The sequence below is a fragment of the Micromonospora sp. NPDC048868 genome, from assembly GCF_043198195.1.
Taxonomy (GTDB): domain Bacteria; phylum Actinomycetota; class Actinomycetes; order Mycobacteriales; family Micromonosporaceae; genus Micromonospora; species Micromonospora reichwaldensis.
Map to the genome: position 1 here is coordinate 118,791 of NZ_JBICUN010000002.1, position 18,011 is coordinate 136,801.

An 18,011-nucleotide genomic window follows, 5' to 3' on the forward strand; every position below is an offset into this window, starting at 1 on the left:
GACAAATCACGTCAAGGTCTGAGCAGAACCGACCGGTCGCCTCGACAGCCCTCACGGAGCCGGGGCGTTTATTCGATTCAAGAGCGTCCCCCCGCCAATTCCGCCGTAGTAATCGATCAGGGTTTGCTCATGCTGATATATCACCTTCTCACTACCGCCCGGTACCTCAATCCAGTCAAGCTCCCGAACGTCGGAAGACTTATACCCAGAACTCTTCACGGCATGCTTGTCATCACTGAAAGCCCGATGGACCCTGCGGTGAATAGTGTTTGCCTTTGTCGCAGACCCCACATACACCTTTCCGTCACTCATCTTGATGATATATACGCCTTGAGTGTCGGGAACGTCCAACCGGCCAGCGGGCGACTGAGATCCAAACGTTCGGCATCCATTGCTATTGTGAACGAGGACCGGAGTCTCACCCGCCAGAACATGGTACGTGTGGATGTCGTCAACGGTGAGGTTGTATGCAGAACCCCTAGTAGAGGTACCACTAAAGCTGTTGACGGTTACCAGACCGCCAGAGGCTGTCTGCAACCGGTCGCCTCGGTCGAGGGAGTCCGCTCGATCCCACCTACCGTCCGTGGCGTTCCAGAACGGGTGGTCCTCCGTGGTAGTCAGCACTGCCCCGTCAACGGTCAGTGCATGCAGGTCGTCTTCGTGCACCCAGACATGGGTGACCTTGCGATGCCCCTGCTCGCCGCTTTCCGGATCCGTCGCGACTACGACGTCCCCAACCTGGACCTCGCTGATCGGCTTGGTGCTGCCGTCGGCCATCAGAACTTCGGTGTCGCCACTGAAGCTGCACATGCCACCTACGGCGTCGTCGGCAGAGGCTAGGGTTCTCGCGCCTTGCCTGGTCGCAACCGCTCCTGCCGCTTGGGCGGCCGAACCCCCGATGTCGAACTCACACGCCTGCTCGCAGAGGTCCATCGCTCTGTCGGCAGCGAGCTGCTCGATCCACTTCTGGCAGTCCCCCGGCCGCCCCATCTCATGGCACACGTTCATCGCCAGCGCCTGCTCCGCCTGGTTGACGAAGAAGTCGTTCGTCCCGGCCGATTCGGCTTCTGCCCGGAACTGCGCGCGGTGGTACTTGTTCCAGAGCCTGGTGAACTCCGCGAGATCGATGTTCTCCGGGACGGTTACGGTACGACCGAGGGTGCGCGGGTTGTTGACCTTCTTGGGGGCGCTTCCGTTCCTCCCATTGTTTTCGCCCCAGGTCTTGTTGTCCGTGCTGCCGCAGCCATGCGGGCAACCGTCATCCGGGTTGTAGCCGTAGCAGTCGAAGATGGCGCAGTCGTCCGGGATGAGGCCCGTCGGGTCGCTGCTGGTGACCGGGGTGTTGTTGGCGTACGCGTAACCGTTCCACTGCTCGGGATCGGCGAGATCCATGAGCGGGTCGACCGCGACGAACTTGCCGATGGCCGGGTCGTAGGGGCGTGCGCCGATGTTGGTCAGGCCGGTGGTGTCGGGGCCGCCGTCGCGCGTGCCGCCCACGAAGCCGAGCTGGTTCGGCCAGGTGGCGGGCGGCGTGCCGCGCACCCCGCCGTACGGGGTCTGGCGCTGCGGGGTGATCGCCTGGTTGCCTGAGGCGATGGCGAACTGCTGGGTGCCCTGGTGGTCGGTGACGAGCCAGGTGACGCCGGTGCCGGGCTGACGCATGGCGTACATCTGGCCGAGGTGGCTGTAGTAGCGCGTCGCCGACTTGGTGCCGCTGCTGGTCGTGTAGCGGATCTCCAGACCCGGCAGGTAGAGGGTCTTGCCCGTCGGATCGCGCGCGATGAGGCGGGCGCCGTCGGCGTCGTACAGGTAGCTGTGGTTCTTCCCGCCGTCGGTGAGGCCGACGAGCCTGCTCTCGCTGTCCCAGGTCAGTGCCTGGCTGCCGGTCCCGGCCGGGCAGGTGTTGTTGACGGCGGTCGCGCTCGGCCGACAGGTCATGTTGCCCGCCGCGTCGAAACGGTAGTTGCGGGTGCCCGCGCCGGCCCCGGTCGTGACGACCTGCTGAGCCCCGTGGGGCTGGGCCGCACCGGGGGCCGGGTACGTGTAGGTGGATTCGGTGGTCGTGGTGCCGTGCCTGGTCTCCTTGGCCCGGTTGCCGACCGACGTGCCGACCGGATCGAAGGTCCAGGAGTGCCAGTACGGCGCCGGTCCGCCCAGCCCGGTCACCGTCGCCGCGGGTGCGCAGTCGCCGGACGAGGGCGTCCAGGCCGCCGTCAGCCGCCTCGCGTAGTCGTAGTCGAAGCACTGGACGTCGGCCGCGCCGCCGGTCGGGGCGTCGGCGATCCGGGTGATGTTGCCGGCCTCGTCGTAGTCGTACTTCAGATCGGCGACGGGCTGCGGTGTGACCTGCCGGCTCGTGGTCGCCCGTGACAGCCGGCCGGTGCTGTCGTCGTACGTCCAGGAGCGGTCGAGGTAGTTCTGGGCGGTCTGCTGGTAGCGGACGAGGCCCGTCTCGGCGAAGGCGTTGTAGTCGGTGTTGGTGACGTACTGGCCGGCGTTGGGCCAGTTCGTCTTGACCTGCTCGGCGAGGCCGGTCACCTCGTCGTAGGTGAAGGTGAGCTGCTCGCCGCCGAGACTTCCCGCATTCGGGTACGTGGCGGACGCGACGCTCACCCCGTCCGCCTTGTACGAGCGGGTGAAGGTGTAGGTGCCGTTCAGGTTGGCCTCGGAGGCGGGGACGACGTAGTCCTCGCCCAACGACTTGTACAGAGGCGTGTAGCCCCGGACGCGCATCTTGTACTCGTTGACGCCGAGGTCCGTCCAGCGGCTGGTCGACGCCAGCTGGCCCTTCGCGCCCGTGGGGTCGTACGCCCAGGTGGCGCGCTTGTTCGCCGTCGCGATCGAGGTGTCGTAGACGGCGTCCTTACGGCCGAGGCTGTCGTAGTGGTAGACGAGCTTCTTGCCACGCGCGTCGACCGTGTGCTCGAGGTCGCCGTAGTCGTTGTACGTCGACTCCGTACGGCCCCGGTCGGGGTCTTCCGTCGCGGTCTGCCGGCCGCGGATGTCGTACTCGTACGTCCACTCGTTGCCCGCGGCGTCGGCGACCCCGGTGAGCTGCTGCTTCCGGTTGTAGGTGTAGGTGCTGGCGTCGTGCGGCCCGGCGACGGAACCGCCCGAGTGCTGGCGCACCTCGACCGTCTTGCCGGCGGCGTTGGTGATCGTGGTGGTCGGCGTCCCGCCGTCGGGCGGGGTGACGTAGACCCGGTCGCCGCCGTACGCGGTGGTGGTACGCCACTTCTCCTGGCCGCTGGTGGTCAGGATGCTGGCCGTGGTGCGGCCCGCCCGGTCGTACAGGTTCACCGTCTGGCTGTTCGCCTCCCACGCCGCGATCGACTTCAGGTTGGTGCCGGCCGTCAGGTCCGGGTCGTGGTGTCGGCCGTTGGTGTACGCCACTCGCCCGGCGGCGTCGTAGACGGTCTCGCTGAACACGGTGCCGCCACCGGCGACCGCGGGAGTCTGGGTCTGTCGCGGACGGAGCAGACCGTCGGAGAGCGCGTGGCTGGTGACGTACTTGCCCTCGGCGTTCAGTACCCGGGTCGTGACGGCGTTGGCGCCCCCGCTGTTGCGGATGGTGTAGGTGTACTCGTACGAGGGGGTGGCCGGGTTGGCCGGGTCGGTACCCATCGGCCGGTTCGGCAGCCAGACCTTCCGCAGCCGGCCGAGCCCGTCGTACTGCAGGTCGGTCACCCTGCTGTTGGCGTCCGTGGAGCGCTTGGCGAGGCCCCAGCCCGGGATCATGTCCTGGCTCGTCGTCCAGTCCAGGTGGTTCCTGGTCTCCACCTTCGTGACAGGGCCACCGGCCGCCGGGGTGTAGGTCGTGGTCGTCTTGTTCCCACGGATGTCGTAGGCGTCCTTCACCCGGCCGTGGGCGTCGTAGGTCGAGGTGCCCGTGGTCAGCCAGACCGTCCCGCCCGACGGGGACCAGTCCTTCAGCGTCTCGACCTTGGTGGGGTCGCCCTTGGTGGGCGCCACGCCGTACGCCTCGCCGTCGTAGGACGTGCGGACGTCGTTGACGATGTCGTCCTTGCTGGTGGGCGCGGTGCCGCACGGCAGGGCGAAGGTCTCGACCCGGACGGAGGTGGCGAGGATGTTCCTGCCGGCGTTGCGCGCGTACGTCGTCCGCATGCACTGCTCATCGCCGGACTGGGTCACGTCGCCGAGGTCGCTCGCGGTGACCTCCATGCCGTACTCGTCGAAGCCGTTGGTCTTCTTCGTCACCCGCCACCCGCGGCCGGCGTCCAGCTTGACGGCGTTCCAGCTCGTCTGGACGCCGGTGTAGCGGGCGTAGGTGGTGGTCTGGCCCATGTCCCGGGTCGCGGTGGCCGCCGACTGCCACGCCTGGCTGGCCCCCCGCGACACGACATCGGTCTCGACGCCGTTGTAGGTGATCTGCTCGCGGACCTGCCCGGCGAGCGCGTCCTCGTCGTTGACCTGGGGCGCGTCGGCGGCATCCGAGACGTCGCCGTCGCCGTTCAGGTCGAGCGCGGCGAGCGTCGCGGTGCGGGTACCGCCGCTCGGCGCCGCCCGGTCGCCGTGCATGCCCCGGTAGTAGCGGGTCTCGGCCAGGGTCTCCTGACCGTCGGTGCCCTTGCGGACCTGGACCCGCCCGTAGCCCCGGTAGTCGGACCAGGTACGGAACTTGTCCTTGGTCATGCCGTCGTCCGTGGCGTGCCGCCAGGCCGCGCCGCCGAGATAGTCGTACGTGGTGACGACGTCGGTGCCGCCGACGGTGCCGTCCGATTCGTGGATCTCCTCGACGACGTACTTGTGGAAGTAGTCGGTCTCGATGAGGTCCGTGAACGGGTTCTCGCTGAGCACGGGATAGCACCGCAGGGTGTTGCTCTGCGGCGAGGACGGCATGGGCCCGTCGGTGTCGCACTCCGGTTGGGAGTAGACCACCGTGATCTTGCCGCCGGCCTCGGTCCAGATGGTGTTCATCCGCAGCCAGTGCATCGAGGGCTTACCGTCGTCGGTCTTGTCGACCCGGTTGGGCCGCTGCACGAAGTCGAAATTGATCTCCGGCAGCGTCACCGGCTCGCCGATGTGCCCGGTGTGCTGGATCGACTCCAGCCACATGCCGTCGCGGGAGGCGTCGCCGTTCGGCGGGAAGGTGTGCCTCAGGTCCCAGCTCTCCACGTCGCCGGAGACGCCGGCGACCTTCGTGGTGATCTTCGACAGGCGGCGGGTGCTCCAGAAGGTCGGCGAGTACTTGCCGGGGCACTGGGTGCCGGTGCACTCCTGGTCCCAGGGCGTGTCCGGCCAGCGGGCCGGATCGTCGTGGTCGGTGCAGTCCGACAGACACCGGTCGGACGTGGCGAAGAAGACCTGCGCGGTCGGGGTGACGGAACGGTCGGTCGCGCCCCGGTCCCAGGTGCCGTAGTCGATGCGGGTGACGTTCGAGGCCCGGACGTAGGAAACCTCGTCGCTGTCCGTGGCGTTCGCGGCGTACTTGTTGGTCTCCCGGCTGTACCAGAGCGACATGGTGCCGCCGTGGGTGTCCACCACGTAGTCGAGGTTCCAGCGCCACGCCTGCTCGCAGTGGGCGGCGGCGAAGCTGGTGTTCCAGCAGGGCTCGTTCTCGTGGTTGCCGTAGACGCGAACGGTGTTGGTGGAGGCCGTGCCCGTCGTGTGACCGGGCAGGTCGTCGAGCCCGAAGAAGTACTGGGTGCCGTCGGCGGCGGTCACCTTCCAGTGCTCCCCGTTGTTGTCGCCGTTCGCCGCGCCCGCCAGCTTCTCGACCTTCGCCGCGTCGTCGTTCTTCGGACGCCACACGCCGGTCGCCGTGTCCCTGACGAGCTCGGTCGACCGTCCGTTGAGCGAGAGCACCGCGTTGTCGGTGCCCCAGCACTGGTCGCCGACCTGGTCGTCGTTGGTGGCGCCGTTGGCGGTGTCGTCGAAGCAGGGCACGTACCGGCGCTCGATGAAGCCCGGGTTGTAGTCGAAGCCCTCCCCGACCCACGACGGCTGGTTGTTCGAGGCGTCGCTGCGACCGTCGACCGCGCTCGACGAGTACGCCAGCGACACCGTCGGCGTCGGACCCGTGGCGGGCGGCACCCGTACGGGGTAGGACCAGGAGAAGTCGCCGCTCGATCCGCCGGCGCTCCAGCTCGACGACGCCTGCAGCGGCGTCGCGCCGTAGTCACCGGCCGAGCCGGATGCGGCGGCGGCCAGGGCGACCAGCGTCGTCGCACCGGCGGAGGAGATCTCCACCTCGGCGGACACCCGGTTGGTCGCCCCGTCGTTGCGCGAGGCGAGCGGACGACCGCCGCATGCCGCCTTCTCCGGCGTGGTCAGCGCGCACTCGGGCAGCGCCACCAGTCGGAGCCGGGTCGACCAGTCCGCCCCGAACGCCGAGGCGAATCCGGAGTAGTCGACCCCCAGGCTCATCCGGCCCGCGCCCGTCCGACCGTCGGCGCGGGCTACCCGCAGCACCACGCCGTCACGCCACCCCGCCGGCACCTTGGCGCGGTCGAGAACCTCGACCCGGGCCCGGCTCACGGCGGCGGCAGTGGCTCGCGGTTCCGCGCTCTTCGCCACCGCCGGACCGACGTACACCGGCAGGGCACCGACCCGAGTCGTCGCGGACGGCGCCGTGACCGGGGGTGCCGTCGCGGCCCGGTTTTCGGGGGCCGGTGCGACGCCCGCCTCCGCCACGCCGGCCGAGGGCCAGGTGACCTTCCCGACGGGCCGCCTGTTCGCGCCCTGTGACAGGTCGGCCGGACGCGGCTTCGACCTGACCGGCTTCGCGGAGACCGGCTTCGGTTGCGTGACGCCGAGGCTGACCGGCGGTGCGGCGGCCGCCGGCCGAGGCTGGGCGGTCAGCGTGGAGGCCAGCATGACGAGAGCCAGGCTCCCGGCCAGACCCATCCGCAGCCGGCTCTCGGGGCGCCAGAACGAGGACCGGGAATCGCGCCGCGCCACGGTGGCCGGCGACGGAAGAGCAGACATGGCAAATCTCCGCCGTGAGGGGTGGGCAGTGGTCTGGGCTTCCTGAGTGCGAGGTTTCATACCGCTTCCGGCACCGGTCTCGCGTGCTCAGAGCCCTTCATGGAGTGCGGCGACCTCGCGGTCCGACATGGCTCCCGCGTAAACCTTGATCTGATCCAGGTTTCCCGCGAGGTGTCCCCATGTCGTGTGACCGGCTCCGACATAGAACGGCTCAGAGGAGACGCCGCCGTCGACACCCGTCGCCACCTGTTGCTGTCGCACCCCGTTGAGGTAGAGGCGGACCTCTCCCGCACTCGCATCGAACACACCGGTGACATGTGTCCACTCACCGGGTCTGGTCTGCTCCAGCGAGTCTGCCCACGCTGCCGACCACACCGGTGCACCCGTCGCGGACGGTGTCAGCACAGAGAAGGCCCACCTGTTGCTCGCCGCCACATAGAGGGCGACCGAGCCCTCATCGAGCTCGTTTCTCCCCTGCCGCACGACAACCTGTTCCTTGCCGTTGAGGGAATCGATGCGGACCCAGGCCGACACGGTCAGAGACTGGCCCGTGTTGACGACGGGTCCACTCGCAGCGGCGTAACCGGTCTTGGTGGTTGTCGCGCCGTAGCCGTCGGGCTGCGGGTGGTTCAGCCAGAGCGAGTCGTTGTCGTCGTACGCGTCGCCGGTGAAGCCGACGTTCTGTCCGTCGGAGTACGGGTCGGTGCATCCGTGGAGATCGAGCGACTGACTCCAGTAGCTGGAGCTCACCGGAGACGCGCATCCGGAGGAAAGTCCTCCGCTGAAGTCCCAGTTCGCTACCTGCACCGGCGCCAAGATCCCGGGTATCGCGTTCGTACCCGCCTCGGCGCTGGCGTCGGTGCCCCTCAGATCGTCGATGGTGAGCGCGCGGTTCCACAGGCGAACATCGGTGAGGCCGCCCAACCAGTAGGTGAGCATGTACGGATCGCCGCCTGGCACCTTGTATTGCGCAGCCCCGACGACCAGTGGACCCCCGCCTGCCCACCCGGCCGCCGCTCGCTTGGCGGACCCTGCGAGGTTGCCGTTGACGTAGAGCTCCACCTGTCCGGTGGCCGCGTCGAAGGAACCCGCCAGGTGGGTCCACTTGCCGACCTGCCGAGGGGCGACGGAGACCGAGGACACGACGTGCAGCCAGTTGGGACCCTGGTCAGAGTCGGCGTCAGGAAGAGTGAAGGACCATTTCGGCTCGCCGTTGTGGACGCGGTAGCCGAGGTAGAAGGCACTCAGGCTGGCACCTGACTTGCTGACTGCCGTCCACGTGCTGGTGGGGAGGTCCGGATCTGCATCGCTCGGATCCGCGTCCGCCATCCGCACCCATGCCGAGACACTGAACGACTTGCTCGTATCGAGTGGAACGCTGTTGGTGGAGAGGTATGAGTGGGTGAGGAATGCTGGAGTCGACTCGTTGTGGATCCGGCTGTTGACCGCCCAGCTCACGTTGCCGCTGGGCGTCAGTTGCACCTGGTTGATCACGTCAGAGAAATTGTGACCGTCGATGGTGTCGAGTGGCCAGTGCGCGACCGGCGCGGAGGGGCCGTTCACCAGGAACCGGTGTCCCGTGGTGTCACTGCGCTTGCTGGCACTGTCGACGCTGTAGACCTCCAGCACGTTGTAGCCGAAGCGCCGCGGCGTCAGGGTCACCGTGTACGACGCGCCGGCGGCCACGGTCACCGTCGTCAGCGGGGTCGTCTGGCCGGCCCAGCCGTAGACGTACTTCACGGCGTCCTGCGAGCCGGCGCCGAAGGTGAAGGCCCCCGAGACTCCCGGTCCGCCGTGCGCCGAGCCGTCGTCCGGGTACGCCGTCGAGGTCACCGTCGGGGGCAGCGGCTTGGAGACGTCCACCGTGAAGCTGCACCAGGCCGTCCAATCCGAGTACTGGCCCGCCCTGTCCCTGGTCTGCACCTGCCACTCGTACGTCTTGCCCTCCGAGCCGACCCCGAGGCTGATGACGCCGGACTCCCCGTAGTTGTTGCCCGGCTTGGTCTGCCCCGTCTTCGCCGTGACCGTCGTGGTCCCCTTCAGCCGGTACTGGAAGTAGCCCACCAGGCTGTCCGTGGCGCCGTCCGCGTCGCCGTAGAACGCCTTCAGCACGGGTGAGGCGGTGCCGATCGTCGCACCGCACGCCTGGCCGGACGTGGTGAGGCCGGTCGGCACGGCTGGCTTGGAGTTGTAGGTGACCTCGAGCCACGCCTTGTCGGTGTAGAACTTCTTCCACCGGCTCTCGAAGTCCTCCCCCACCCCGGACGGATTGCACGCGCACAGACCGACCGTGTAGACGGACCATCCGTTGGTGGCGGCCTGCTGGAGATCCGTGACCACGGCGGTGCTGGAAAATTCCGCGTCGTCGTCGGGCTGGATCGCACCGCAGCCACCGGCCTCGTTCGCGTTGCCCTCCCACGAGTCGAGGTAGGTGGCGGGCAGCGGCCGGGTCGTCCAGGCCATCCGGCCGCCGCTCGCCACCGTGATGGCGTTCGTCCGGTAGGCGTAGACCCAGGTCGGGTCGCAGGAGTACGAGTGGTCGAGCGTGACCCGGATCGTCCCGCCCAGGATCTGCTTGCCCTTGAGGCCCGACACGGCGAAGTCGTAGTAGGAGCGGTAGCGCTCCCCGTTCCCGCCCTCCGGGTACGGCTGGCGCCCCACCCGGGCCACGGTGGTGTCGTTGTTCTCGCCGTTGCTGGTGGAGTACGCCCACTTCGTCCGCAGCTTCTCGAACTCCGGATCGATGTAGATCGGGTAGGTGAGCCCGGGATCGGCCATCAGTTCGGCGTCGGGGGTGACGGTGAACTGGGCGCCCGACGCGGCGACGCGCACCTTCGCGCTTCGCGAGGTCACCGCCGGCTCGGCGGCGGTGGCCCGTTCGCCCGACGGGGTCTCCAGCCGTGCTGCGGCCTGGGCAGGCAGCACCTCGCCAGCCCGGGCCGGGTCGTCGGAGGAGTCCCACATCCGCGCCGGCGCCGAGGTGGCGACGGTGACCCCTGCGGCGGTCACCAGACGCATGGCGCCACCGGCGGCCTGGGCGATCCTCATGTCCCCGCCGGTGCGGTAGCGCAACGCCTTGATCGCCGGCTGCGCGGCGGCCTCAGGGGTGAGCACCTCCACCACGTGCGTGTAGCCCTCGGCGGTCGCCGTGACGTGCAGGTTGACGTCCTTCAGCACGGACGGGTACGTGGCGGTGGGGCCGTTCACCTGAGGCTTCGGCAACGGTCCCAGCGGCCAGCCGAGGGTGAAGGTCGCCCCGGCCTCCCGCCACGTCACGAGCGGCCCCGTGCCGCCAGTGGAGAACGACACGTCGGCCAGGGTCGCACTCGGAACCAACCTGTCGCCCCGCTGACGCAGGCCGGGGTCGATGGCCGCCCAGGAGCCGTCCGCGCGGCGTACCCGCTGAGGTGCGACCGCCGCGACCAGCTTGCGGACGCCGTCCGGGGCGACGGTGACGTGCGCGTACTCCGTGCGCTCGCTGAGCGCCTCGATCGGCCGGCCGCAGGCCGCCGCCAGCCTGGCTGCCGCCGCCTCGTCCGGCGCCTCGGCGCTGCCACACTCCCGCTGGGGCGCCGGAGCGGGTGCGGCGACGGCTGGCGGAGCCACCACGAGCCCGCTGCCCGAGACGCCGACACTGACGGAAGTCAGCCAGATGAAGGCACGACGCTTCCACGACACGACCACGAGGTCCCCCGAATCACCCGCACAATAGCGAGCGAACTTTAGAGATCCTCTACCCGCCGAGTAAATACCCGACTACAAACTGCTGCCACCAAAGCCTCAGGTCCGGACAAAAACCCACCCCTGATAGCCGTAGGTAACCCCCTACCTGGGTGGAAGGCCCCTACGGCTGGTCAGTCGTCGACGTACGGGCAGTGCCGGCAGCCGCGCCCGCAGCAGGTGCCGCGCCGAGCCAGGAAGCCCGCGCTGAGCACGAAGAGACCGGTGGCCGGGTCGAGGTAGCCCGCCTCGCCGGCGGCCAGGGCGGCGGCGTGCGCGGCCAGGATCCGCTCCCGGTCCGGGTGCTCCGCCGGCAGCCGGGACGGGTGCGGCTCGGTCAGCGGCCGGTCCGCCAGCGGTCGTCGCTCTCCGGTCACCGGCGCAGTCTAGAGACCGCTCGTCGGCGCCTGCCCGGGGCGAGGCGTCGGGCCACCGCCGGATCCCGCAGGCCGCGGCGCTGCGGACGGCGGACACGACCACGTGCACGCCGGGCGGCGCGCCGCCCGGCGTGGGAGCGGATAACCAGTGGCGTCGATCCGGGCGGGGCCGGCAGGCTGACCGGATGGACCAGGGACGGGCCGGGCGCCCGCGAGCCGCGTCGGCCCCCGCGAGGTCGGCGGCCTCCCCACGGCGGTCACCCACCGGAAATCCGACGTGACGCAGCAGGCCGCCAGGCCCGCCGGCGGTGCCGCCCCGAAACGGCCCTCGCTGCTGCGCAGCCGCAACTTCGGGCTGCTCCTGGCCGGGCAGACGGTCAGCGAGCTGGGCACCCGGGTCTCCAACGTGGCGGTGCCGCTGCTCGCTGTCGGCACGCTCGACGCCAGCGTCTTCCAGGTCGCGCTGCTGACCGCGCTCGCCTGGCTGCCGTACCTGATCTTCTCCCTGCCGGCCGGCATCCTCGCCGACCGGGTCGACCAGCGGCGGCTGATGGTCGCCTGCGACCTGGGTCGCGCGGCGTTGCTGCTGTCGGTGCCGGTGGTCGCCCTGGTCGACCTGCTCACCCTCGGTTTCCTGTACGCGGTGGTCGGGCTCTCCGGCGTGCTCACCGTCCTGTTCACCGTGGCCTACAAGAGCATGCTGCCGAGGCTGGTGCCGCCGGACCGGCTCGTGGACGCCAACGCGAAGCTCACCGTCAGCCAGGACTCCGCCGAGCTCGTCGGCCCGACGATCGGCGGCGTGCTCGTCGGGCTCGTCGGCGCCGCCAGGACCTTCGTCGTCACCGGCCTCGCCTTCGCCGTGAGCGGGTTGACCCTGCTGCTGATCCGGGAGGCCCCGGGCGAGCCCGCGCCCCGGCGCGACCGGGTGCCGCTGCGGGTGGAGATGACCGAAGGGCTGGGCTTCATCCGCCGCCAGCCGATCCTGCGCAGCATCCTCGCCTGCACCACCGCCTCGAACTTCTTCGTCATGGCGTCCGGCTCCATCGAGGTGGTCTTCCTGCTCGAGGAGCTGCACGCCACGCCGGCGCTGGTCGGGCTTGTCTTCTCGGTCAGCGCGGTGGGCGGCCTGGTGGTCGGCGCGTTCGCCGGTCGGTTGACCGCGTGGCTCGGCTCGGCCCGGGTGATCTGGGTGGCGATGGCCGCCCCGGGTCCGCTCTACCTGCTCATGCCGCTGGCTCGGCCCGGCTGGGGGATGCTGCTCTACGGCATCGGCCTGGCCGCGTTCTCCGCCAACGCGGTGCTCTACAACGTGGCCACCCTGACGTACCGGCAGCGGATCACGCCGCCCGCCCTGCTGGGCCGGGTGAACGCGGCGTTCCTCTGGGTCTGTTTCGGCGTGATCCCGCTCGGCGCGCTCACCGGCGGCGCGCTCGCCAGCCAGCTCGGGCTGCGGCCGGCGCTGTGGATCTGCGTCCTCGGCACGTGGAGCGCCGCGCTCTTCGTCGTTCTCTCCCCGCTGCGGCGGATGCGGGACATGCCGGCGGCCTGACCGGTCGACGCCAGCACCGGCTCCGGGCGGAACCTGACGCCGGCCGGTCGGGCCGCACGCCCCGCCGGGTGGCCCCGGGCGCCGGGCCGTCCCCCGTGCGCACGGAAGCACGTTGGCTTTCCGCCCCGCCCGGCCTATGGTGGCTGCATGTGTTCGACCGGTCAGCAGATCAGCACCGCCGTCGTGGTGACGGCGGCGCCCGCTGCTGCCTGCCGGTGTGCCCTGCGGGTGAACGTGGCGACCCGGGTGGTGCGATCCGCGGTCGCGCCGTCGTGCGCCGGCTCGGTCGCCACCCGACTGCCGAGCCCCGCCGGACGTGGCCCTCCGTGAACCGATTGCAACTCTTGCGAACGGCCACCAGGGCGAAGCTATCCAGCTTCGGCCCTTTTCTTTTTCCCGAGGAGCTACGCCATGACCACACCCACCCAGTCCAGCGAGCAGAAGTGGCTCGACGACCTGCGTACGACGCTGACCAACGACTTCGAGGCGCAGACCGTCCGGCTGACGCAGCTCACCGCCGACACCGGTGACCCGGGCGAGGCGCACACCCAGAGCGCGCTGATCGCCGCCACCCGGCGGAGCATCGAGCAGGTCAGCGGGGCGCTGCGCCGCCTCGCCGAGGGCCGCTACGGCATCTGCGAGCGCTGCTCCGCCGCGATCCCCCGGGAGCGCCTGGAGGTGCTGCCGCACGCCCGCTTCTGCGTGCCCTGCCAGCAGAAGCAGCAGTGACGTACGCGGGCTGCCGTGCCGGTGCACGGCACGGCAGCCCGGTGGGTCACCCGAACCAGGTCATCGCCTGCCCGTGCGGGCTCGTCCAGGCGAGTGGCCGGCCGTCCAACGCGAGCACGTTGTACAGCGCCTCGTCCGGCGGCTCCGGCAACGCGTCGTGGGGCAGCACGTCCGGGGACTCGTTGGAGATCCAGTGGCCGGGCAGGCGGCGTACCACGTCGGCGAACGCCGCCCGGCGCGGCGCCGGCACCTGGTAGAGCACGGAGGTGTGGAACACCACGAGCGTCGCGCCCGCCGGCGCCCGCGCGGCCAGTGCGGGCAGGTCGTCCACCAGGTCGCCGCGCACGAGCAGCGGCGGGTCGGCCGCAGCGACGGCCGCGGCGGCCCGCAGCCGGGCGCGGCGGTGCGTGTGCTCCGGCCAGATGAGGGCGTCGAGCCAGGCCACGTCCGCCGGCTCGGTCACCCGCAGCGGATTCAGGTCCAGGCCGGCCCGCCACACCACCTCCGGTAGCCGGTCCGGCGGGGCCAGTCCGGTGGCCGCGCAGCCAAGGACCGGTTCTCCCGCGCCGAGCGCGTGGTCGCCGTAGCGGTAGGCGTACCGGTCGGGGTAGAGGCAGAGCCCGGCGGACGCGCCGACCTCCAGCAACGCCAGCGGCTGCGGCAACGCGGCGAGCACGGGCAGCAGTACGGCACACCGCCCGGGCTCGTTCGTCTGGGTCGCGCGGGTGCGCAGTTCCGCCTCGATCGCCGGCCAGTTCGCCAGCGCGAAGTCGCGGAAGGCCGCCGGGTCGTCGACCGGCCCGCCGAGCAGTCGTACGACGCCGAACAGCAGGTTCGGCTGCCGCCTGGCCGGCGGGAGCGCGGCGAGCAGGGCCAGCAGTTCGTCGTCGCGGGAGACGGCGAGGGACAGGCGCTCGTACGCCGGCGACACGCCGCGCGCCTCCCGGGTGGCGAACTCGACGTACCTCTGGGCGATCGTCATCTCCTGATGATCGCGGTCGACGCCTCACGGCGTCTTCCCCTGACGCGGCTTTCTGCGCTGTGAGATCTCCTCCAGGTGCTGGAGCTGGTGCTGGCGCACCATCGCGTCCCAGGCTTCCTGGTCGTAGTCCGGGTCTGGTGGGATCCACTTGTGGGAGCCGTCGCTGTAGTGGAAGCGCTCGTCGCCGCGCCGGATGACGCTCACCGCAGCCACCCCAGGAAGCGCCGGTGCAGCAGTCCGGCGGGCACCCAGGTCAGGTCCTCGGCGGCCCAGACCAGGTAGGACCCCATGTAGAGGGACAGCGACACCGGTGCGCCATCGAACTCGGCGTGCAGTTCCCTGCGTCGCGTCCCGCACGGCCAAGGGGCGTCGCAGCCGCCGCAGGTCCACAGGGGCAGGACGGGGCCGTGGGTGGTCATGACTCCTCCTCCCCCGGCCAGTGGCCTCGGCCTATCGGGACGCGATGCCGGGCCCGACAGGGCAACTCCGAACCGCATCGACAGAGGCGACGCCACTGTCGCCAGGACCAGACCGGGCGGTGCCGACGGGCCAGGGTGAGCGCCACTGCCAGCAGATAGCCGTCGTACGACACGCGCTTGGGCATGTGACCTCCCGGCGATCCGTCGTCCCGCTCTCACCAGCAGGCCCCGCTACACCACACACCACCCCCTTTGGGGTTGTCAATCTGTAAGTGACAATAGCCAAGACAATGTCGCACTTCCCTTCAGGCCGTGAAGCGACCGCGCTTGTACGGGCCTGGCGAGTTGGCCGCCCTGTTCGGCGTGTCGCGTCAGCGGGTTCTACAGATCACCCGTAGGCCTGGCTTCCCGGAACCCATCGCCCGCTTGATCGGGACGACCGTCTGGGACGCTGACGAGGTGGACGAGTGGGCCCGGCACAATCGCCCGCCCCGCCCGACCGACGGCGACGAGGACCGCTGACGAGGCGCCGCGCGCGGACACGGCGACGTCCAGGCACATCGCGAAGGTAGCTGGCGCCGACGTCGCGACAACCGCGATCTGGGTTCCGGCCGTGATGCCGCGAGCGAGTCCTCTGCCGTCGTTGCCGATGTCCTGCTTGGTGCCGACCGCATCTGTCACGTCCCAGTCGAGGCGCAGTGAATCCAGATCGGCGTGCTAACCCCTCGGACACAGGAAGACAGGCGTCCAGCAATGAGCAAGGTGGGCCGGCAGATACCTGCCGGCCCACCTTGAACTACTCGTACGTCAGCTGCAGCCGCTGGTGGAGCCGCAGCCCTCGCAGACGTAGCAGCTGCCGGCCGGGCGCATCTTCGTACCGCAGGTGAAGCAGAGCGGCGCGTCGGCGGCCTTGCCGATCACGGCCTCCAGCAGTTCGGTGCTGGAACCCACGGACGGCGCCGGCTTGGCGGCGGCCACGTCGGCGGTCTCCTGCGCCGGCTGGGCGATCGGGCCGGTCTTCGGCTCGGTCGGCGCCTCGACCGGGGCGGAGGCGGCCATCGCGGTGAGGTCCGCACCGCTCGCCTCCGCCTCCGCCTCGGCCCGGAGCTGGGCGGCCCGCTCGCTGGCGGTGAAGATGCCCAGTTCCGCGCGGCGCTCGTACGGCAGGAAGTCCAGCGCCAGGCGACGGAAGATGTAGTCCATCACCGAGGCGGCCATCCGCACGTCCGGGTCGTCGGTCATGCCGGCCGGCTCGAAGCGCATGTTGGTGAACTTGCTGACGTACGTCTCCAGTGGGACGCCGTACTGGAGACCGATGGAGATGGCCACCGAGAAGGCGTCCATCACGCCGGCCAGGGTCGAGCCCTGCTTCGACATCTTGAGGAAGACCTCGCCGAGGCCGTCGTCCGGGTAGGACGAGGCGGTGAGGTAGCCCTCGGCGCCGCCGACGGAGAAGCTGACCGTCTGGGACGGACGCTTCTTCGGCAGCCGCTTGCGCACCGGACGGTACTCGACGACCTTCTCGACGACCTTCTCCACCTCGGCGGCCGGGGCCTGGATGGTCGCGGCGGCCTTGTTCGGCTTGGCGACCGACAGGGGCTGGCCGACCTTGCAGTTGTCGCGGTAGATCGCCAGCGCCTTGAGGCCGAGCTTCCAGCCCTCGAAGTAGATCTTCTCGACGTCCTCGACCGTGGCCTGCTCCGGCATGTTGACCGTCTTGGAGATGGCGCCGGAGATGAACGGCTGGACGGCCGCCATCATCCGCACGTGGCCCATCGGGGCGATGGACCGCTCGCCCATCGCGCAGTCGAAGACCGGGTAGTGCTCCGGCTTGAGGCCGGGGGCGTCGACAACGTGGCCGTGGTCGGCGATGTGCTCGACGATCGCCTCGACCTGCTCCTCGGGGTAGCCGAGGCTGCGCAGGGCGCGCGGCACGGTCTGGTTGACGATCTGCATCGAGCCGCCGCCGACCAGCTTCTTGAACTTGACAAGCGCCAGGTCCGGCTCCACGCCGGTGGTGTCGCAGTCCATCATCAGGCCGATGGTGCCGGTCGGCGCGAGCACGCTGGCCTGCGAGTTGCGCCAGCCGAACTTGTCACCGATCTTGTTGCCCTGGGTCCACTGCTTCGTCGCCTCGCGGACGATCGCGGTGGCCACGGTGCCCGAGGGCTTGATCTCGTCGTTGGCGGCGGCGTGCTTGCGCATGACCCGCTTGTGCGGCTCGGCGTTGCGGGCGTAGCCGTCGTACGCGCCGACGACGCCGGCCAGCTCCGCCGAGCGGCGGTACGCGGTGCCGGTCATCAGCGAGGTGATCGCCGCGGCGACCGAGCGGCCCTGCTCCGAGTCGTACGGCAGGCCGGAGGCCATCAGCAGGGCGCCCAGGTTGGCGTAGCCGATGCCGAGCTGCCGGTAGGCGCGGGTGGTCTCGCCGATCTTCTCGGTCGGGAAGTCGGCGAAGCAGATCGAGATGTCCATCGCGGTGATGACGAACTCGACGGAGCGGACGAACTTCTCCACCTCGAAGCCGCCGTCGGCGCGGAGGAACTTCATCAGGTTGAGCGAGGCCAGGTTGCACGAGGAGTTGTCCAGGTGCAGGTACTCCGAGCACGGGTTCGACGCGGTGATCCGCCCGGTCTCCGGGCAGGTGTGCCAGTCGTTGATGGTGTCGTCGTACTGGAGGCCGGGGTCGGCGCACTCCCAGGCGGCGTGGGAGATGGTGCGGAACAGGTTCTTGGCGTCGATGGTCTCGATGACCGCGCCGTCGAGCCGGCCGCGCAGATCGAAGCCGCCGCCGTTCTCCACGGCGGTCATGAACTCGTCGGAGACCCGGACGGAGTTGTTGGCGTTCTGGTACTGCACGCTGACGATGTCGGCGCCGCCGAGGTCCATGTCGAACCCGGCGTCGCGCAGCGCGCGGATCTTGTCCTCCTCGCGCGCCTTGGTGACCACGAACTCCTGGATGTCCGGGTGGTCCACGTCGAGGATGACCATCTTCGCCGCGCGCCGGGTGGCGCCGCCGGACTTGATGGTGCCGGCGGAGGCGTCCGCGCCGCGCATGAAGCTGACCGGGCCGGAGGCGTTGCCGCCGGAGGAGAGCAGCTCGCGGGAGGAGCGGATCCGGGACAGGTTCACACCGGAGCCGGAGCCGCCCTTGAAGATCAGCCCCTCCTCCTTGTACCAGTCCAGGATGGAGTCCATCGAGTCGTCGACGGCCAGGATGAAGCAGTTGTGCACCCGAAGATTGCCGGCCAGGAACTCGCCGCTCTCCGTCTGGATGTCGTAGACCT

The 18,011-nt window shown here is 69.9% G+C and carries 9 protein-coding genes and 1 pseudogene; 2 read left to right on the forward strand and 8 right to left on the reverse strand.

Translation table 11 applies throughout. The features are described from left to right. Positions 1-51: 51 nt before the first annotated feature. The 3 genes from ACGFNF_RS03480 to ACGFNF_RS03490 form a co-directional block, all read right to left on the reverse strand. The gene (locus ACGFNF_RS03480; RefSeq protein WP_393165484.1) at positions 52-6,948 is read right to left on the reverse strand and encodes a polymorphic toxin-type HINT domain-containing protein; all 6,897 of its coding nucleotides are present in this window, start codon (positions 6,946-6,948) and stop codon (positions 52-54) included. Positions 6,949-7,035: 87 nt separating this feature from the next. Then, positions 7,036-10,125 carry a LamG domain-containing protein gene (locus ACGFNF_RS03485; protein ID WP_393165486.1) on the reverse strand — a complete coding sequence of 1,030 codons (3,090 nt, stop codon included), beginning with the start codon at positions 10,123-10,125 and terminating at the stop codon, positions 7,036-7,038. Between the two features lie 677 nt (positions 10,126-10,802). Further along, positions 10,803-11,045, reverse strand: a complete 243-nt coding sequence (locus ACGFNF_RS03490) for a DUF5522 domain-containing protein (RefSeq protein ID WP_393165488.1) — start codon at positions 11,043-11,045, stop codon at positions 10,803-10,805. A gap of 277 nt (positions 11,046-11,322) precedes the next feature. Between ACGFNF_RS03490 and ACGFNF_RS03495 the strand changes: the two genes are divergently transcribed. Then, entirely contained in the window at positions 11,323-12,594 is a 1,272-nt protein-coding gene (locus tag ACGFNF_RS03495) for an MFS transporter (RefSeq protein ID WP_393165490.1), read from the forward strand. Positions 12,595-12,755: 161 nt separating this feature from the next. On the opposite strand, the gene ACGFNF_RS03500 is transcribed toward ACGFNF_RS03495, so the two are convergent. Next, the gene (locus ACGFNF_RS03500) at positions 12,756-12,887 is read right to left on the reverse strand and encodes a hypothetical protein (RefSeq protein WP_357579957.1); all 132 of its coding nucleotides are present in this window, start codon (positions 12,885-12,887) and stop codon (positions 12,756-12,758) included. Between the two features lie 118 nt (positions 12,888-13,005). On the opposite strand from ACGFNF_RS03500, the gene ACGFNF_RS03505 reads away from it, so the two are divergent. After that, the gene (locus ACGFNF_RS03505) at positions 13,006-13,323 is read left to right on the forward strand and encodes a TraR/DksA C4-type zinc finger protein (protein WP_151452426.1); all 318 of its coding nucleotides are present in this window, start codon (positions 13,006-13,008) and stop codon (positions 13,321-13,323) included. A gap of 46 nt (positions 13,324-13,369) precedes the next feature. On the opposite strand, the gene ACGFNF_RS03510 is transcribed toward ACGFNF_RS03505, so the two are convergent. The 4 genes and pseudogenes from ACGFNF_RS03510 to ACGFNF_RS03525 form a co-directional block, all read right to left on the reverse strand. After that, entirely contained in the window at positions 13,370-14,305 is a 936-nt protein-coding gene (locus ACGFNF_RS03510) for a DUF2332 domain-containing protein (protein ID WP_393165492.1), read from the reverse strand. Positions 14,306-14,329: 24 nt separating this feature from the next. Beyond that, positions 14,330-14,509, reverse strand: a complete 180-nt coding sequence (locus ACGFNF_RS03515) for a hypothetical protein (protein ID WP_132232975.1) — start codon at positions 14,507-14,509, stop codon at positions 14,330-14,332. After that, positions 14,506-14,724 (reverse strand): hypothetical protein, encoded by a 219-nt coding sequence (locus ACGFNF_RS03520; protein ID WP_393165494.1) that lies wholly within the window; start codon positions 14,722-14,724, stop codon positions 14,506-14,508. The genes ACGFNF_RS03515 and ACGFNF_RS03520 overlap by 4 nt, the downstream gene beginning before the upstream one ends. Before the next feature lie 807 nt (positions 14,725-15,531). After that, positions 15,532-17,961 (reverse strand): annotated as a pseudogene (locus ACGFNF_RS03525) (vitamin B12-dependent ribonucleotide reductase); the annotation flags it as partial. Between the last annotated feature and the right edge of the window lie 50 nt (positions 17,962-18,011).

What these genes read in the sequence shown, in the direction of transcription:
- ACGFNF_RS03480 (WP_393165484.1), bottom strand. Translation starts at nt 6,948, where the DNA reads ATGTCTGCTCTTCCGTCGCCGGCCACCGTGGCGCGGCGCGATTCCCGG.
- ACGFNF_RS03505 (WP_151452426.1), top strand. Translation starts at nt 13,006, where the DNA reads ATGACCACACCCACCCAGTCCAGCGAGCAGAAGTGGCTCGACGACCTG.
- ACGFNF_RS03510 (WP_393165492.1), bottom strand. Translation starts at nt 14,305, where the DNA reads ATGACGATCGCCCAGAGGTACGTCGAGTTCGCCACCCGGGAGGCGCGC.
- ACGFNF_RS03520 (WP_393165494.1), bottom strand. Translation starts at nt 14,724, where the DNA reads ATGACCACCCACGGCCCCGTCCTGCCCCTGTGGACCTGCGGCGGCTGC.